The sequence below is a fragment of the Rouxiella badensis genome (assembly GCF_026967515.2).
In the GTDB taxonomy this organism is placed as follows: domain Bacteria; phylum Pseudomonadota; class Gammaproteobacteria; order Enterobacterales; family Enterobacteriaceae; genus Rouxiella; species Rouxiella badensis.
This window is the reverse complement of the sequence record NZ_CP114062.1, coordinates 1,877,903-1,892,888: the sequence shown is the minus strand read 5'-3', so window position 1 is coordinate 1,892,888 and position 14,986 is coordinate 1,877,903. Positions and strand designations below refer to the sequence as shown.

General features: G+C 50.2%; 20 protein-coding genes. 8 read left to right on the top strand and 12 right to left on the bottom strand.

Annotation, left to right across the window (positions count from 1 at the left end; genetic code table 11):
* Positions 1-581: 581 nt before the first annotated feature.
* The 6 genes from O1V65_RS08850 to O1V65_RS08825 form a co-directional block, all read right to left on the bottom strand.
* Positions 582-791: a hypothetical protein gene (locus tag O1V65_RS08850; protein WP_017490970.1), complete on the bottom strand. Its 210-nt coding sequence runs from the start codon at positions 789-791 to the stop codon at positions 582-584.
* A gap of 273 nt (positions 792-1,064) precedes the next feature.
* A complete protein-coding gene (locus tag O1V65_RS08845) occupies positions 1,065-1,280 on the bottom strand; it encodes a hypothetical protein (RefSeq protein WP_017490971.1) in 216 nt (71 codons plus the stop codon).
* Positions 1,273-1,470, bottom strand: a complete 198-nt coding sequence (locus O1V65_RS08840; RefSeq protein WP_017490972.1) for a hypothetical protein — start codon at positions 1,468-1,470, stop codon at positions 1,273-1,275. The genes O1V65_RS08845 and O1V65_RS08840 overlap by 8 nt, the downstream gene beginning before the upstream one ends.
* Before the next feature lie 60 nt (positions 1,471-1,530).
* A complete protein-coding gene (locus O1V65_RS08835) occupies positions 1,531-1,767 on the bottom strand; it encodes a hypothetical protein (protein ID WP_017490973.1) in 237 nt (78 codons plus the stop codon).
* A 109-nt stretch (positions 1,768-1,876) separates the two neighbouring features.
* Positions 1,877-2,143, bottom strand: a complete 267-nt coding sequence (locus O1V65_RS08830) for a transcriptional antitermination N peptide (RefSeq protein WP_017490974.1) — start codon at positions 2,141-2,143, stop codon at positions 1,877-1,879.
* Between the two features lie 384 nt (positions 2,144-2,527).
* Positions 2,528-3,208: a LexA family protein gene (locus tag O1V65_RS08825; protein ID WP_084913180.1), complete on the bottom strand. Its 681-nt coding sequence runs from the start codon at positions 3,206-3,208 to the stop codon at positions 2,528-2,530.
* Positions 3,209-3,534: 326 nt separating this feature from the next.
* Here O1V65_RS08825 and O1V65_RS08820 point away from each other — a divergent pair, with 326 nt between their 5' ends.
* Genes O1V65_RS08820 through O1V65_RS08805 form a run of 4 tightly spaced genes read left to right on the top strand, consistent with a single transcriptional unit; the run spans position 3,535 to position 4,386 of the window.
* Positions 3,535-3,693, top strand: coding sequence for a hypothetical protein (locus O1V65_RS08820; protein WP_017490976.1), 159 nt, complete (start codon positions 3,535-3,537; stop codon positions 3,691-3,693).
* Positions 3,694-3,705: 12 nt separating this feature from the next.
* Positions 3,706-3,900, top strand: coding sequence for a helix-turn-helix domain-containing protein (locus tag O1V65_RS08815; protein ID WP_017490977.1), 195 nt, complete (start codon positions 3,706-3,708; stop codon positions 3,898-3,900).
* A gap of 41 nt (positions 3,901-3,941) precedes the next feature.
* Positions 3,942-4,208, top strand: coding sequence for a hypothetical protein (locus tag O1V65_RS08810; RefSeq protein ID WP_017490978.1), 267 nt, complete (start codon positions 3,942-3,944; stop codon positions 4,206-4,208).
* Positions 4,180-4,386, top strand: a complete 207-nt coding sequence (locus O1V65_RS08805) for a hypothetical protein (protein ID WP_081601392.1) — start codon at positions 4,180-4,182, stop codon at positions 4,384-4,386. The genes O1V65_RS08810 and O1V65_RS08805 overlap by 29 nt, the downstream gene beginning before the upstream one ends.
* A 325-nt stretch (positions 4,387-4,711) precedes the next feature.
* On the opposite strand, the gene O1V65_RS08800 is transcribed toward O1V65_RS08805, so the two are convergent.
* From O1V65_RS08800 to O1V65_RS08790, 3 genes are all read right to left on the bottom strand, one after another.
* Positions 4,712-4,903 carry a hypothetical protein gene (locus O1V65_RS08800; RefSeq protein WP_017490979.1) on the bottom strand — a complete coding sequence of 64 codons (192 nt, stop codon included), beginning with the start codon at positions 4,901-4,903 and terminating at the stop codon, positions 4,712-4,714.
* 203 nt (positions 4,904-5,106) lie between these two features.
* On the bottom strand, positions 5,107-5,238 hold the full coding sequence (locus O1V65_RS08795; RefSeq protein ID WP_017490980.1) for a hypothetical protein: 132 nt from the start codon (positions 5,236-5,238) through the stop codon (positions 5,107-5,109).
* Between the two features lie 228 nt (positions 5,239-5,466).
* The gene (locus O1V65_RS08790; RefSeq protein WP_206023959.1) at positions 5,467-6,354 is read right to left on the bottom strand and encodes a LysR family transcriptional regulator; all 888 of its coding nucleotides are present in this window, start codon (positions 6,352-6,354) and stop codon (positions 5,467-5,469) included.
* Between the two features lie 98 nt (positions 6,355-6,452).
* Here O1V65_RS08790 and O1V65_RS08785 point away from each other — a divergent pair, with 98 nt between their 5' ends.
* A complete protein-coding gene (locus O1V65_RS08785; RefSeq protein ID WP_084913202.1) occupies positions 6,453-7,049 on the top strand; it encodes a short chain dehydrogenase in 597 nt (198 codons plus the stop codon).
* Positions 7,050-7,116: 67 nt separating this feature from the next.
* Here the strand turns inward: O1V65_RS08785 and dsbB are convergent, their stop codons facing one another.
* Entirely contained in the window at positions 7,117-7,647 is a 531-nt protein-coding gene (gene dsbB, locus O1V65_RS08780) for a disulfide bond formation protein DsbB (protein WP_017490983.1), read from the bottom strand.
* A 340-nt stretch (positions 7,648-7,987) separates the two neighbouring features.
* On the opposite strand from dsbB, the gene fadR reads away from it, so the two are divergent.
* Positions 7,988-8,707, top strand: coding sequence for a fatty acid metabolism transcriptional regulator FadR (gene fadR / locus O1V65_RS08775; protein ID WP_017490984.1), 720 nt, complete (start codon positions 7,988-7,990; stop codon positions 8,705-8,707).
* Positions 8,708-8,785: 78 nt separating this feature from the next.
* Here the strand turns inward: fadR and O1V65_RS08770 are convergent, their stop codons facing one another.
* Together O1V65_RS08770 and O1V65_RS08765 are read right to left on the bottom strand one after the other, a co-directional pair.
* Positions 8,786-10,321 carry a SpoVR family protein gene (locus O1V65_RS08770; RefSeq protein ID WP_017490985.1) on the bottom strand — a complete coding sequence of 512 codons (1,536 nt, stop codon included), beginning with the start codon at positions 10,319-10,321 and terminating at the stop codon, positions 8,786-8,788.
* A gap of 239 nt (positions 10,322-10,560) precedes the next feature.
* Positions 10,561-12,084, bottom strand: a complete 1,524-nt coding sequence (locus O1V65_RS08765) for an MFS transporter (protein WP_165429678.1) — start codon at positions 12,082-12,084, stop codon at positions 10,561-10,563.
* A 114-nt stretch (positions 12,085-12,198) separates the two neighbouring features.
* Between O1V65_RS08765 and O1V65_RS08760 the strand changes: the two genes are divergently transcribed.
* Complete coding sequence (locus O1V65_RS08760) at positions 12,199-13,167, top strand: helix-turn-helix domain-containing protein (RefSeq protein WP_227956141.1); 969 nt, start codon at positions 12,199-12,201, stop codon at positions 13,165-13,167.
* 429 nt (positions 13,168-13,596) lie between these two features.
* Positions 13,597-14,895 (top strand): D-amino acid dehydrogenase, encoded by a 1,299-nt coding sequence (locus O1V65_RS08755; RefSeq protein WP_017490989.1) that lies wholly within the window; start codon positions 13,597-13,599, stop codon positions 14,893-14,895.
* Positions 14,896-14,986: the final 91 nt, after the last annotated feature.

Below are 14,986 nucleotides of genomic sequence, written 5' to 3'. Positions count from 1 at the left end.
TTGGATCTCAGCCCCTCTTGGATAGTCGTATAATTTCCCCCTAAAAATACCTACTCAAAGCCCCTGTTGTAATATGGCGTTAAGCGAAACTATATTGAGTTCAATCATCGTTTTTCCCAGCCTCTTAAAGGCAACAATGCCGTTGTGAAAGCACGTCTCTTTTTGAACGCGCCTGACATTGACTTTTATCGGGTATGTTTGGGCTCAAAATAGAGGCATTCAGTTATAACTCAGTATAACTAGTCTGTTTGGGGAACGGTATTTTGCATCAGCTCATCAAAAAACACTTCAAATGCGGCAAAAGCGATGAGATGATCGTGGGTCTTGCTAACTCAATGCTGCATCTTATTGAAAATAATGTTTATTTTAAATAATTCTCAGTGGCTGGGTAATTAGCTAGAAAATGTATTTTATTGGGTTAGTGATTCATATTGAGCAATTTAGAACCTCATTTGGGCGGTTTTTTGTTGTTGATATGAAGCTTTTGCAGAAATGAATGTCCAAAGTCGGGGCTTCACGCTATTTTCTGAAGCCCGTTAAATCATCGAGGTAGAGAGATAAGTTATGCCGTCAATCAGGCATTAACTCATTGCGGGAATAAAGAAGTTTTTTCTGGATACGATAAAGAATTTATCGCCTTTTTTAATTTTTACTCCTTCACAGCACCACTCTTTGGCGAGGGTGAAAAACTCGTCGGTGGTAACGTCAAACGCCAGCTCGATATCGATTTCGTCACCGATAGACAGTAACTCCTGAGCTTCACTAAAGCTCTTGACCTGAACCTTACTCATTAAAACATCCCTTTTATGAATTTTAAGCGGGATTAACTTAGCCTTAATTCTTGAGAAAGCCTAACAAATTAGCGATTGATAGCAATTTTTGTCAAAGTAATGCGGGGGTAATGAGATTTGGCTTAGGTTTTTATTAATTAATCTTAAAACCCATTGCACGCTATAAGTTAAATTATTTAATTTCGAGCTTTGAAGTAATTTTTTAAAATAAAAATAACTACCCGTGAGTAAATAAATGCATTTTTACGGTCACGGGTAAAATTTGGCTAGCAATTAGCGTGATATTTTTCGATTTTTTATCGACCAGACTTCTTTCTCGTGATCTTCTCTGCATTCGCAGCTGCAATAGCGGGTGCCATTAAGCGAGGGTTGCCCACAATCGCCGTTTTTACAAATCAGCGAAGGGGGGACAGGTTTGGCTCGGTTGGCGATTGCTGCGTTGAGGTGGTGTTCAAATTCTTCCATTGCTTGGTCGATGATATCAGCCATTGTGCTGCCTCCTGGGTTGCTTGTTATATGCTGTCTCTTCCATTGCCTCGTCATAACCGCGTTGATAGATTTCATCAAAGATCTTTCTGATGTAATCGACGCGGGGCAGGCTCATCGTGTGTCTTCTCTTGATTGCCATACCGGCAATATCCTCAACGTATTCATCCATGTAATCATCGAATTTGCTCATACGAACCTCGATTCTAAAAGGGGATTAAGCCCCGTATTAACGAGGCCCGATGATGTTCTTTTATGATTTGCTCCTCTCGGCCAACATGGCATCAGCCAGGGCATAGGATGCCGTACTCAGATCGGCGTAACCGTTGGCCGCGCTGGCGCTACCTTCGGAAATAACCAATCCCAGCATGGCCTTCGCTGCCAGAAAATCGCGTAGGCTCATACCGTCTTGCGCGTAGTTATGCTCCTCCAGCCAGTCGTCCTTGCTGTAAGGGCGGGGAAAGGCCTGACCACCGTTGTCCGTACTCATAGTTCCATCCTCATCATTGTGTCGACGTAAAATGTGGGCGTAAAAAAACCGCGCGAGGCGGCTTAAAGGTTTTTAAGTTTGTGCGGATGTCTGGGACTGCAATACCGCATTATTTGCGAGGCGAGACGGCAAATAGCGCGACCTGTGGCAGGCAAAGGTTATCGCCGCTTGGGTAGTAGCGCGTTTCACGAACCGACAGTGCCTTGTCTACCCGACTGACCGGCCTGCGTTTGCAGCTTAGCTCGACCCGACTTGGCCGCGCGGGTGTTACGTCCAGCTCTTTGCTGAAGTCATTGACCGCGAGCGTCTGTAAATGTTGGCGCGCTTCGCGACGGCGCGTGGCAGCGGTTCCGTTAAAAGGCGTTCTGCGTGTCATACCTGTCTCCTGAATGTGGCGGGCACTATTTATCAATATGCCCAGGTTCAAGCGGGGTTTCATCGGCTTTTCAGCCACGTAGGTGCGTCAGGCACCGTTGTAAAGAGCGGGCAGCACAGGATTCTATAGTCGCGTTCTTCCAGGCCGGTTTGAAAATAAATATTGAACTAGTGGTACGAGTTTCGCAAGAATTAAAAGTACATAATCGCATGGAAAATTCGTACTTTTGGTTTAAATTGTTGAGGGGTAAAGAGATTTATTTCAAAAATATTTGATGTCATTGGTTGAACAAATAACGGGGGAGGAGGATGAAAATGAACGGCAGGTACAAAAACCCAGCAGCAAGGCTGGGTTTAGGCGGTATCGTTAATCTAATAGCGCGGATTATGGCAGTCTGAACTTAGTCTCGACGGCGACGCCAATGATGCGGCAATTGCCATTGATCGGAACCATCGGCCAGGCGGGATTTAACCCCTTAAGGTATTTCTGGTTACCGTCTATCACTAACTTCTTGAACGTCGCTTCGTTGGCATCGGTCAGTTTGGCGATCACTAGTTTGCCGTTGGTGGCCTCTTTGCCGGTGTCAAATAGGACAAAGGTCCCTTCAGGAATGCTGAGCCCCATGGGGGCGGTCATCGAGTCACCGTCAACCAGTAACCAAAATCCCTCGCCCTGAATATGCGCGTCAGACTCAAGCCATTGGTCGATATCTTTTAGGCTATAAGCCTCAATGGCTTCGTTCCAGGCACCGGCCTGGACCTTGCTTATCACCGGATATTGGGTACCTCGGGTGTAAGGCCTTGGGTTGGACACGTTGCTGCCTTCACCGGTGATGATTCCCAGCTGCAGCCAGACGGGGTCAACCTTGAGAAACTTGGCCAGCTCTGCCATGACGGCAGGGCGCGGCAACGATTCTGCGTTTAACCACTTGCTCACGCCTTTTGAAGACAAACCTGTCGCGCGGGATAAGGCTATCCCACGTCCATGTTCATCAAGCCCAGCGTCTTTACAGGCCTGCGCCAGCCTCTGAGCAAATTCTTCACGCAGTTTTTCAGTTTGAACCATGAGTACGATAGTAAACCACTTGCAAAAACTTTCAGTTCAATAATAATATGTACTGAAAGTACGAAAAGGAAGGGCTTTCAGCGTTTAATTACAAATCTGCTTAGCCACCGAAGACATCTTGCTCTTTTCACAATGGACGTACTGTCCTACGTCGCTGCAAAGCGAATTAATGAATATCAGAGAGTTAGGGTGATATCTATCAAGGATATTGCCCGTCAGCATGCCAATGGGATGCATTCCGTCCGTGAAGAGACTCTCACACTACGCAGTTAAGTACTCAACAAAATCGCTGAACTTCGAGCCAAACATGGCCTAAGGGGCGCCTTATGAAAATCACCTCTACCGACTTCCTGGTCATCGACATCTATTCCAACCATGACCGTAGCTGGATCTCTCGTGTCAGCACCGCAGAGCGGTGTGCCGCAATTATCAGGCGCAGTGAAGAAGTGGTTGAGATTTATCTTCGCTGGGCACGACAACTCTAGAAGGAGCAATGTATGGACATCAACGTAAAAACAATTCCCGACCTTCTGGTATCGACCAGAGGTAATCAGGCTCAACTGGCGAGGATCCTGGGCGTTAGTCGTCTAACTCTCAAGAAATATGTTAATGACCGAAAGGCTGAGGAACATGCCGTGATTAATGGCGTTCTGATGACCATCAGTCAGAGGGACAAGGTAAAAAAGTTATAAAGCGGGAATACACCACCGGCGACATCAAGAAGATTAAAGAGATGGCCGGTCAGTATTCTCCGCAGGAAATTGCAGACACTCTGAACAGAACCAAAGCCGCATTGATGGCTTTCGCAAGCCGCAACGGCATCTATTTTAGCCGCGGACCTAACAATCAGCACACTCAGGCGTCGGTCAACGAGGTAGTCAGACTCAAGGGCGAGGGCAAGTCCTATCGGCAGATTGTGGCCATCACCGGGGTACCGATTTCAACCTGTGCGTATTGGTGTCGGAGGCAGCATGAAGCGAAGCTGGTTTCTACACGATAACCTCAGCACCGACGAAGCCGAACAGCTAATCCTCCAGTACCACGCCCGTCATATCCAGACCCGCAAGCAGCTTAATCCAGACCGTCTCTCATGGTGCGTTTCAGCCTATCTCGAAGAACGCAGGCGTCGGCCTCAGTCCAGCACTCGCTGGCAGAGCGCACTCGGGAGACTGACCTGATGCAGTGATTCAACGTTCTCGGTTGTCACCTCTTACAGATAAAGAAGGAGTCGGAAAGGCTCCTCAATCTCAAGGCATTAACTAAAAATTTAGAATATTTGGGGAAATATATGAGAAAGCAAGATGCACTTTATACCTTACCTATGGTGTTAAAACTGCCGATCTTGCGTCGTAGCGATGAAAATCTCAGGATATGCGGTATTCGGCACTCACCTACAGAGTCAAAATTATCTTTCAAGGGAACATGATTATGCGACGGGCTGCATAAAAAAGCTCACCAGGAGGTGAGCTTTGGTTTTATAAAGAAGCTTTAAAAAACAGGTTGTTAGAGTCCAACCCTAAAAGGCTTTTTGGCCTTTTTCGCCGCTTCAATCGGATCTTCTGCTGCTAACCATTCTTCGAATCGCAAATAAGCTTCGATAAATTTAACAAAATAGCCAACGTCGGTCATTTGTTCAGCTTGGCTATCCATATATTTGGACGCAAGTTTGAACGCATCATCGTTATCTAATTTCATGTATGTTCTCTTGAGTTATTGAATGCATTAAATACACTCAGTAACAAGCTTACCCAATCCTAACAATCGGTCAAGTGATTATAATAAAGTGAACCATAGGCATGACGCTGAATATAAAAAAACCCATCAAAGATGGGTTTTAGTTATTACACGCTATCTCAACAGGTTGTAGCACACTGATTGCCTAACTCTATTGAGTGGGATTATGGTCCGCGATGGTAGTAGCCACCACCGCCGTGATAGCCGTGGTCATGGTGATAATAGCCAGGCCAGATACAGCCGTTTAGCGAAACAACGACTGCAAGAATGCTAAGCATCTTTAATGTATTTTTCATGCCTTACCTCCATTTCTTTAATAAGGTAAGTATCCGGCAGTTTCCGGATTTAATCTATCAACCTTATCCTAAAAAAATAAGAATAAAAAAAGCCCACCAAGGAGACGGGCAGAAATAATATCTAAAATTTACACACATAGGCTAATGATAGCGGTTGTGATCATATCCTCGCGTTATTATCGCCAGTGTAGGAATTGTGTAAGCGTTCATCAAAGACACGAGATTAATTCATGCCATTGCAGGAGGCCCAAATTCAGTGATCCAGCTTATAAAGCTGCGATGTTTGGCGCTAAAGTGCAGGTCTTGTGGCCAAATGAGGTGAATGGGCCGTGGCGCAGGTAAACAGTCGGCCAGGAGAGGTTTAAGCCTTCCCGCCGCAATGTCTTCAGCTAAAAGCAGGCGAGGCTGAAAAATCAACCCAGTACCGCTTAGTGCAGACTGCCGCAGTGCTTGCCCATCGTTGCAGCTGAACGTCGCACTCGCCGGCCATATTAAGGCGTCTCCGCTGCGCCAGGCGTTGCGTTTGTTCCAGTTGCTATAGCGCAGGCAGCGATGAGAGGCTAATTCCTCAAGGCTTCGTGGTTCGCCGTATTGTGCGAGATAAGCCGGTGAGCCCGCGATAGTCATCTGATAGTCTCCCAGACGCAGGGCAACATGAGGCGTGTCGACCGGCAAATCGCCGATACGGAAAGCGAAGTCAAACCCCTCGGCAATGATATCAACGAAACGCTCGCTGAGGTCGAGCTCAATCACAACGTCAGGAAAGCTCAACTGAAACTCGCTACAGAGTCTGGCGATGGCACAACTCCCCAGCGTTGTCGACGCGGATATCCGCAGGCTTCCGGCCGGAAAGCGTCTCAGACTGGCAATACGGCTTTCCGCACTGCGCAGGGCAGTGAGTACATGCAAACTCTCTTCGTACCAGGCCTTACCGGCCTGCGTTAGCGTCTGTCGGCGCGTATTGCGTTTTAGCAAACTGGCCTGCAAATGGGTTTCCATTTGCGCCACCATTTTGCCGACCATTACCGAGGAGATATCGAGCCTTTTGGCCGCTTCGCTAAAATTGCCCGTCTCAACGATCGCCACAAACACTTCCATCCAACGTATCTTATTCATGATTACTAACTTTTAGTTATTAATGTGTAAATTATTTGCGCATTTTTCTCCTGATTGCAACGTGTCAGTATGAAATCTCATTCAAAGAGGAGAATACGATGAAAGTGATGATAATCGGTGCCAGCGGCATTATTGGACGTGCAGTGGCAGAAAATCTCGAAAAGGATCATGAAATTATTCGTGTCGGCAAAAGCCGTGGCGATCTGCTGGTTGACCTGACCGAGGAGTCAAGCGTGAAGGCGCTGTTTGAACGCAGCGGTAAAGTTGATGCGATTATCGCTACCATGGGCAGCGTTCATTTTGGACCCTTGGCGGAGATGACCGCAGAGCAATTTAACCAGGGTTTACAGAACAAGCTGTTGGGGCAGGTCAGGCTGGTGTTAATAGGTAAAGAACATCTTAATGCGGGCGGTTCATTTACCTTAACCACCGGCATTTTGACGCATCAGCCCATTCGTACCGGTGTGAATGCGACGGCGGTCAATGCGGCGCTGGAGGGATTTGTGCTTGCCGCCGCGAATGAACTTGCAGGCCTGCGTATTAATGCGGTTAGCCCAACCGTGGTGACCGAGGCGCTGGATAAATATGCGCCGTTTTTCCCAGGATTTGAAAGTGCGTCTGCGAGTCGGGTTGCGCTGGCCTATCGGCGAAGCGTTGACGGAATTGATAACGGGAAAGTATTCCGCGTCTGGTAACTTGCCGTAAACGAAAAAGGCCTCTCAACGGAGAAGCCTTTTACGCAATCGGGTATGTCCTGACCTATCAGCGCGCGAAAAGCTCGCGACGTCGGGTTTTTACGAACTGGGCAATCACAACCAGAACGGCTATCAGCATAAACACGCCGAAGACGCCGACTAACCACTGTGGCATGCTCAAGTTGAACAAAGTCCAGGATCGCTCTGCGCAGTCACCGGTGGCAACAAAGACGCTTGGCAGCCATTTATCCAGCGGTAACCCACTCGGGAAACGGGCCGCAAAGTCGCAGGTCGCAAAAGGTGACGGGTGGAGTTGGATCATGGTGTGCTCCCACGACAGGCGGATACCTTCCCAGGCGCTGTAAATCCAAATCAATATTGCGCCATAGCGCAGCCAAGTTTTCGGGGCAATTGCGCCCACCAGGCCTGCACCCATAATGCCGAACAGTGCGCAGCGCTCATAAATGCACATTACACAAGGTTTTAGCAACATAACGTGTTGGAAATAGAGCGCAACCAACTCGAGGACTAACGCGGTCAGTGCCATTAAGAGCCATGCGCCGCGCCCCTGCGAGCATCGGTTAAGATATTGCAACATAGGTTTATTTTCCATGCAGTAAGCTATCGACTGGCAGTGTAAACCAAAATATCCCAAGTGCCAGCAGGTTAAGGAAAAATTCCGCCAAAAAGAGCATTTAAGTCGATAATCTGGCGATTTTTATTAATATGAATCTAACCGGTGAAACAGTGCTTAAACATGACTAAAATAGCGATGAAGCATCTTAATGATTGAAAATACATAAAATTGCAAAGGCATGCACATTTTCAACATATCGACTAAACAGACGCTATAACCTGTGATTTTCATCTGGTATGATGAGCCGAATTATAACTTCTGAATAGGCAGCTTGTAGAAGCTGTTACGGAAAGCCACAAACATGGTTATTAAGGCACAGAGTCCTGCCGGTTTTGCCGAAGAATATATTATTGAAAGTATTTGGAACAGTCGATTTCCGCCGGGGTCTATTTTGCCAGCAGAAAGAGAGCTCTCTGAACTGATTGGCGTGACCCGTACCACCCTGCGTGAAGTGTTGCAGCGTCTGGCGCGTGACGGATGGTTGACTATCCAGCACGGTAAGCCGACCAAGGTAAACAACTTCTGGGAAACGTCCGGTCTTAATATTCTCGAAACGCTCGCCCGCCTGGATCACGAGAGCGTCCCGCAGCTCATCGACAACCTCCTCTCCGTGCGTACCAACATTGCGACTATTTTTATCCGCAAAGCGATGCGTTCGAACCCAGAAGAGACTCAAAAAGTTCTGGCCAAGGCCGAGGTTGCCGACGACACCTCAGAAGCCTTCACCGAACTCGATTACGGCATCTTCCGCGGTTTGGCCTTTGCCTCCGGCAACCCGATTTATGGGCTGATTATCAATGGCCTGCGTGGGCTTTATACTCGCGTAGGACGTTATTATTTCTCTAATCCAGAAGCACGTAAGTTGGCGGTCGATTTTTACAAGACGCTGTCAAACATCTGTGAAGAGAAGCAGTTTGATCGCATCGTTGACTGCGTACGCAGTTACGGTAAAAACAGTGGCGCTATTTGGCACAGCATGCAAAGTGGCGTACCTCACGACCTGACCGATCAGCGTCGTTGAGAGAATAAGCACTGATTAAACATTCAAAAGTAACAATAAAAAAGGGCGCCGAGGCGCCCTTTTTCAATGGAGCAACGCTTAAAGAGCGGAAGGGCGCGGCGGGCAGCGTTCGAGCATTTCGATGCTACCATCCTCGTTCAACTGCTCCATGTAGACGTCGAAGCCCCAGAGGCGGTGAATGTGTTTCATTACCTCACGGCGGCTCTTGTCCAACGGGGCTCGGTCTTGCGGAATGTAGCGCAGCGTCAGCGAGCGGTCACCGCGTAGGTCAACGTTCCACACCTGGATGTTCGGCTCATGGTTACTCAGGTTGTACTGCGCAGACAGCTCCTGACGGATGGCCCGATAACCCGCCTCGTTGTGTATTGAGGAGATCTCAAGATAGTTGTTGTGATCGTCATCCAATACCGTAAACAAACGGAAATCGCGCATCACTTTCGGTGATAAAAACTGGCTGATAAAGCTTTCGTCCTTGAAGTCGCGCATCGCAAAATGCAGCGTCTCCAGCCAGTCGGAACCGGCGATGTCCGGGAACCAGTATTTGTCTTCTTCCGTCGGCGACTGGCAGATGCGCTTGATGTCCTGGAACATGGCGAAACCCAGCGCGTAAGGGTTGATTCCGCTGTAATACGGGCTGTTGTACGGCGGCTGGAACACCACGTTGGTGTGGCTGTGCAAGAACTCGAGGATAAAGCGGTCGCTCACTTTCCCTTCATCGTACAGATGATTAAGGATGGTGTAGTGCCAGAACGTCGCCCAGCCTTCATTCATGACCTGCGTCTGTTTCTGCGGATAAAAATACTGGCTGATTTTACGCACGATACGCAAAATCTCGCGCTGCCACGGCTCCAGAAGTGGCGCATTTTTTTCCATAAAGTACAGCAGGTTTTCCTGTGGTTCGGAAGGGAAGCGACGGACCTGCTCCGGCGCATCCTCTTTGTCGCGGCGCGGCAGCGTCTTCCACAGTGTGTTTACCTGACTTTGCAGATAGGCTTCACGGCTTTGCTGACGTGCGGTCTCTTCTGCCAAAGAAATTTTTTGAGGGCGTTTATAGCGGTCAACGCCGTAATTCATCAGCGCATGACAGGAGTCAAGCAGGCGCTCGACTTCTTCTACGCCATAGCGCTCCTCGCACTGGCTGATGTAGCGCCGTGCAAAGATAAGGTAGTCGACGATTGAGCTAGCGTCGGTCCAACTGCGGAACAGATAGTTGTTTTTAAAGAAGGAGTTATGCCCATAGCAGGCATGTGCCATCACCAACGCCTGCATGGTGATGGTATTTTCTTCCATCAGATAGGCGATACAAGGATTGGAGTTAATCACAATCTCGTAGGCCAGGCCCTGTTGGCCATGTTTGTAGCGCTGCTCGGTTTCGATAAATTTCTTACCGAACGACCAGTGCGTGTAGTTAATAGGCATGCCGACGCTGGAGTAGGCATCCATCATCTGCTCGGAGGTAATTATCTCGATTTGATGCGGGTAGGTTTCCAGCCGATAACTCTTGGCAACCCGGTCAATCTCTTCCAGATAAACCTGAAGTAATTCAAACGTCCAGTCTGGTCCATCACTCAAACGTTTGTCTTCAGTTTTGTGTTCCTGGGTCTTTGTCGTCATCAGCGCACCCTCAGTCAGTTACGGACGCAACATAGTTTGAGAAAATATGCATCCACTGCTAATCGTAGTTCAATCTTAACCGTGCATCATGTTTTTCAAGACAATTTTACTGCGTTAACGATTTAATGATTGTTTCCGGGGCCACAGAAGGCGCGAATATTCGCCCCTCTGTTTCAATTAATAAGCCTTCCGCGATAGGGTGTCAATCACCCTGCGCACCTTCTATCCATAAACATCTTTTATAATTTCGAGGGGGCGACACAAATCGGTGTGCGGCTGCGCGAGGCGAAGACAAGATGGCTCGCCAGCGCCAGCAGAGAAACCCCCAGCGCGCCATACAACAGGACGTTGCTAAAGCCTGCGGTAAGCGCCTCGCGTGCCAGCGCCGTTGAGACGAATGGCGTGTCTGGCGCGCCCGCGAGCTGCTCGCCGCCAGCAATACGCTCCGCCAGCGTTTGCCAGTGTGCAGCATCGAGCCGAGCGGGCAACTTATCACGCAAATAATGACCGATGCCGGCAACCAGAAGACTGCCCATAACCGCGATATTGATGGCCAAGGTTATCAATCGCGCACTCATGTCCATCCCTGACGCCATCCCCGCGCGACTGACCGGTAGTGAGCCGGTAGTGGTGTGCGTGACGGGTGTATTGGTCAGTCCGAGCGCGGCACCGGCCAGCAGGGCACCGGGCAGTAATCCGAACGCCTGGCTGATGCCGACTCTCATCAGCAGAAACCCGATGCCGATGCCGAATAAGCCTGCGGGAATAATTCTGGCGGCACCAAAGCGATGAACGAGTCGTGCTGCAACCGGCGGCATCAGCAGCGTGGGCAGGGTATAGGCAAGCAGGTATCCGCCCGCCGAGATAATGTCAAAGCCAAGCACGCTCTGGTAATAGAGAGGCAGGTAAATCATAAAGGGCCAAAAGCTGAAGTTCATGCCGGCCGAGCCCAATAATGCGCCAAAGAAAGAACGGTTCTTAAAAACCGAAAAATCAAACATCGGATGCGGGTGACGCCGTTCAATGATGACAAAGATAATGGCGCAAAGTAGCGCACCGCCGAGAATGCTTAGGGCGTTTAAGCTGCTATAACCCATCTGCCCGCCCTGAGTAATATAGAAGGTAGCGCCCAGCACTGTAAGTGACAGCGTCACGAGTCCGCCGACGTCCAGCTTTTTATCCTCCGTGTCACGCGACTCGAGCACATTGCTGCGAGCCAGTAACCAGGTTAGCATCGCAATAAAAACGTGTACCAGAAAGACCCACTGCCAGCTGGCCTGCGTCACGATAATCCCACCAATCATAGGGCCAAATCCCAGACCAAAGCCAAACACCATTCCCCAGGCGGTAAAGGCGCGGCTGCGGGCTTTACCCTCGGTAAACTGCGACGAGAGGATGGCAATCAGGCAAATCAGCATCGCACCGCCGCTTAACCCCTGAAGAAACCGACCCACTATCATCACCGAGGCCGTTTGTGCGACGCCGCACATTAATGAAGTGACGCCGAAGCCGATAATACTGATAAGAAAGAGTCGCTTACGTCCGAAGCGGTCCGCTAGCGTGCCGGTCGCCATCAGTACCGTGGTGCAGGCGAGAGTATAAGCATTCATGATCCATTGCAGTTGGGCAAAGCTGGCCCCTATCTGCTTTTCCAGAATTGGCAGGATGACCGGTACGCTGGATATCTCGAGTCCGCTCATCATGGCTGCGAGGCATACGGCGGTTAATGCCAATCTGTTTTTGGTGGTCGGGGAAACGGCCATAAGAAAGTCCTATGTCACTTTAGAGGCAGCCAGCATGAAAGATCTGCTCCGCGCTGGAAATATGCGCCCGTGCCATATATCGTCAATATTATGCCAACTTAAAGAGTGTGATTTATGCCAACTTTTTCAGGCGCGCCTGCGTTGAATCGACGCCTGGTGCTTCTCGCTTATGAATGCCTTTGTACCTTCGAGTTTGGTACCGCCGTCGAAGCCTTTGGCCGTGCTGATGAGGTCACCGGCGAACCGCTGTATGAGATGGTGGTCGCCTCGGTCGAAAGCGGAATTTTTAGCGCGCAGGGTGGGATTCGCCTCGTCGTCGACGGCGGATTAGAGCTGCTCGACGGCGCGGGCACGATTGTTATTCCTGGTTGGCGCAGTATTGATGAACCGCCATCGCCGCAGCTGATTACCGCGCTGCACCGTGCCCATGCAAACGGCTCGCGGATAGTGTCAATTTGCGCGGGCAGTTTTGTGTTGGCAGAGGCAGGATTACTTGACGGAAAACGCGCCACCGCACACTGGAATAGCACCGAAGCACTGGCTCGCCGCTATCCGAAAATTCAGGTCAGTCATGGCGTTATCTACGTCGATGAGGGCAGCATTATTACCTCTTCGGGCGGTGCCGCAGGCGTTGATTTATGTCTGCACGTCATTCGACGTGATTTCGGGGCCGAGGTCGCAAATCGCGCGGCGCGCAGGATGGTGACCTCGACGCACCGTGAGGGCGAACAGGCGCAGTATCTTGCACAGCCGGTCACCGCGCGGCAGGGTAAAAGTCTCTCTCCGTTGCTCGACAGATTACGCGCAACGCTCGACAGGCCACTGGCTATTGCCGAGCTGGCCAGCGAAGCGGGAATGAGTCGCCGCACCTTTCTTCGTCGTTTTCAGGAGTCTACCGGTACCAGTCCGGGCGAGTGGATGCTGGGGATCAGGCTGCAAAATGCCTGTCGATTGCTCGAAAATCCGACGTTGAGCATAGAGCACGTTGCCGAGCAGTCTGGTTTTGGTTCAGCGGAAACGTTACGTCATCATTTCAGGCGGCGTTTAGGGACCACGCCAAGCGAATTTCGCCGGCAAGCCTAGGCGAGAGTTTGTCAGGCTGTGCCGTGTTAGCAGAGTATTAGAATTATAATTCTCCAAAGCGGCAAAGCCACGTTAGTCGAAGCTAAAACAGAGAATCTTCCTTTGCTGGTTTTTATTGGAGTAATATTCTGATTTCACCCCAAAAGTGCAGTGTTAATGCCTGTTTATTGGGGCGGTGTTTCTGGCTCAGAGTTGAGTGATAGCAATGATAGCATTGCTATCAAAATCCGTTTAATTTCTTCCAATCAGCATGAAATGTTGCGTTATATCGTTATTTAATCGCCCCTATTGAAAAGTTATTCAGTTTCAACGATAAATGTTTGTGAAATTCTTCACAATTCTGGCGGTGAAAGTTGGTATCTTGCCGCTGTCAGGTTAACTTCTGCGCCAGAATATTATGCTTTATATGGCGTCAAACTGGAGTCGAGTATGCGAGTGGTGATTTTAGGCAGTGGTGTAGTGGGTGTCGCCAGTGCGTGGTATCTGGCAAAGGCCGGGCATGAGGTGACGGTTATCGATCGTCAGGCCGGCCCGGCTGAAGAGACCAGCGCGGGTAATGCTGGACAGATCTCACCCGGCTATGCCGCGCCGTGGGCAGCTCCAGGCGTCCCGTTGAAGGCCGTTAAGTGGATGTTCCAGCGCCATGCCCCCTTGGCTATTCGCCTCGACGGCACCAGTAACCAGCTCAAATGGATGTGGCAAATGTTGCGCAACTGCGACATGCGCCACTACCAGACTAATAAAAGCCGCATGGTACGCATCGCCGAATACAGCCGTGACTGCCTGAAAGCGCTGCGCGAAGATACTGGCATTCAGTATGAAGGGCGTCAGGGGGGCACGCTGCAACTGTTCCGCACCGAGCAGCAGTTTGCCAGCGCCTATAAGGATATTGAGGTTCTCAAAGAGGCGGGCGTACCTTATGAGCTGCTGGAGTCAAGCCAGCTCGCCAATGCGGAACCGGCACTAGCTCAGGTAGCTCACAAGCTGACCGGTGGACTGCGTTTGCCAAATGACGAAACCGGCGACTGCCAGATGTTTACCCGTCAGCTGGCCGACATGGCAAGACAGGCCGGTGTGACCTTTGAATTCAACAAGAGCGTTGACCGCCTGCTGGTGGACAACGGTCAGATCTCCGGCGTGCTCTGCGGCACCGAAGTCGTCAAGGCCGACGCCTACGTCGTTGCTTTCGGCTCTTACTCAACCGCATTGCTGGCAGATTTAGTGTCGATCCCGGTTTATCCGCTCAAGGGATATTCATTGACTATTCCCATCACCGACGAGGCGTCTGCACCGTTCTCCACCGTGCTGGATGAGACCTATAAAATTGCCATTACCCGCTTTGACCAGCGTATTCGCGTAGGCGGCATGGCCGAGATTGTTGGTTTCAACACCCAGCTGGCAAAGGCTCGCCGTGAGACGCTGGAGATGGTCGTTAAGGACCTTTATCCAAACGGTGGCAGAGTAGAAGACGCGACCTTCTGGACCGGCCTGCGTCCAATGACGCCAGACGGCACGCCGATCGTTGGCAAGACTACCTTGAAAAACCTGTATCTGAACACGGGGCACGGCACTCTGGGCTGGACGATGGCCTGCGGTTCTGGCCAGCTACTTGCCGACATTATGTCTGGCGTGACGCCGGCTATCCCGTCTGACGACCTGTCGGTCGCGCGCTACAGCGCAGGATTTGTGCCACAGGCTGACACTCACAAGATGCACCCGGTCGGCTAATACGCCGGGAAATCCCTCAAAACCATAATAAAAGACGCAGATGCCCGCCTTCAACGAGCGGCGGGCATTAGTGAGGTTTACTCCAGGAGTT

Excerpts from the sequence above, each read along its gene's own strand:
- O1V65_RS08850 (WP_017490970.1), bottom strand. The coding sequence starts at position 791 with ATGAGTAAGGTTCAGGTCAAGAGCTTTAGTGAAGCTCAGGAGTTACTG.
- O1V65_RS08845 (WP_017490971.1), bottom strand. The coding sequence starts at position 1,280 with ATGGCTGATATCATCGACCAAGCAATGGAAGAATTTGAACACCACCTC.
- O1V65_RS08840 (WP_017490972.1), bottom strand. The coding sequence starts at position 1,470 with ATGAGCAAATTCGATGATTACATGGATGAATACGTTGAGGATATTGCC.
- O1V65_RS08835 (WP_017490973.1), bottom strand. The coding sequence starts at position 1,767 with ATGAGTACGGACAACGGTGGTCAGGCCTTTCCCCGCCCTTACAGCAAG.
- O1V65_RS08830 (WP_017490974.1), bottom strand. The coding sequence starts at position 2,143 with ATGACACGCAGAACGCCTTTTAACGGAACCGCTGCCACGCGCCGTCGC.
- O1V65_RS08825 (WP_084913180.1), bottom strand. The coding sequence starts at position 3,208 with ATGGTTCAAACTGAAAAACTGCGTGAAGAATTTGCTCAGAGGCTGGCG.
- O1V65_RS08820 (WP_017490976.1), top strand. The coding sequence starts at position 3,535 with ATGAAAATCACCTCTACCGACTTCCTGGTCATCGACATCTATTCCAAC.
- O1V65_RS08815 (WP_017490977.1), top strand. The coding sequence starts at position 3,706 with ATGGACATCAACGTAAAAACAATTCCCGACCTTCTGGTATCGACCAGA.
- O1V65_RS08810 (WP_017490978.1), top strand. The coding sequence starts at position 3,942 with ATGGCCGGTCAGTATTCTCCGCAGGAAATTGCAGACACTCTGAACAGA.
- O1V65_RS08805 (WP_081601392.1), top strand. The coding sequence starts at position 4,180 with ATGAAGCGAAGCTGGTTTCTACACGATAACCTCAGCACCGACGAAGCC.
- O1V65_RS08800 (WP_017490979.1), bottom strand. The coding sequence starts at position 4,903 with ATGAAATTAGATAACGATGATGCGTTCAAACTTGCGTCCAAATATATG.
- O1V65_RS08795 (WP_017490980.1), bottom strand. The coding sequence starts at position 5,238 with ATGAAAAATACATTAAAGATGCTTAGCATTCTTGCAGTCGTTGTTTCG.
- O1V65_RS08790 (WP_206023959.1), bottom strand. The coding sequence starts at position 6,354 with ATGAATAAGATACGTTGGATGGAAGTGTTTGTGGCGATCGTTGAGACG.
- O1V65_RS08785 (WP_084913202.1), top strand. The coding sequence starts at position 6,453 with ATGAAAGTGATGATAATCGGTGCCAGCGGCATTATTGGACGTGCAGTG.
- dsbB (WP_017490983.1), bottom strand. The coding sequence starts at position 7,647 with ATGTTGCAATATCTTAACCGATGCTCGCAGGGGCGCGGCGCATGGCTC.
- fadR (WP_017490984.1), top strand. The coding sequence starts at position 7,988 with ATGGTTATTAAGGCACAGAGTCCTGCCGGTTTTGCCGAAGAATATATT.
- O1V65_RS08770 (WP_017490985.1), bottom strand. The coding sequence starts at position 10,321 with ATGACGACAAAGACCCAGGAACACAAAACTGAAGACAAACGTTTGAGT.
- O1V65_RS08765 (WP_165429678.1), bottom strand. The coding sequence starts at position 12,084 with ATGGCCGTTTCCCCGACCACCAAAAACAGATTGGCATTAACCGCCGTA.
- O1V65_RS08760 (WP_227956141.1), top strand. The coding sequence starts at position 12,199 with ATGCCAACTTTTTCAGGCGCGCCTGCGTTGAATCGACGCCTGGTGCTT.
- O1V65_RS08755 (WP_017490989.1), top strand. The coding sequence starts at position 13,597 with ATGCGAGTGGTGATTTTAGGCAGTGGTGTAGTGGGTGTCGCCAGTGCG.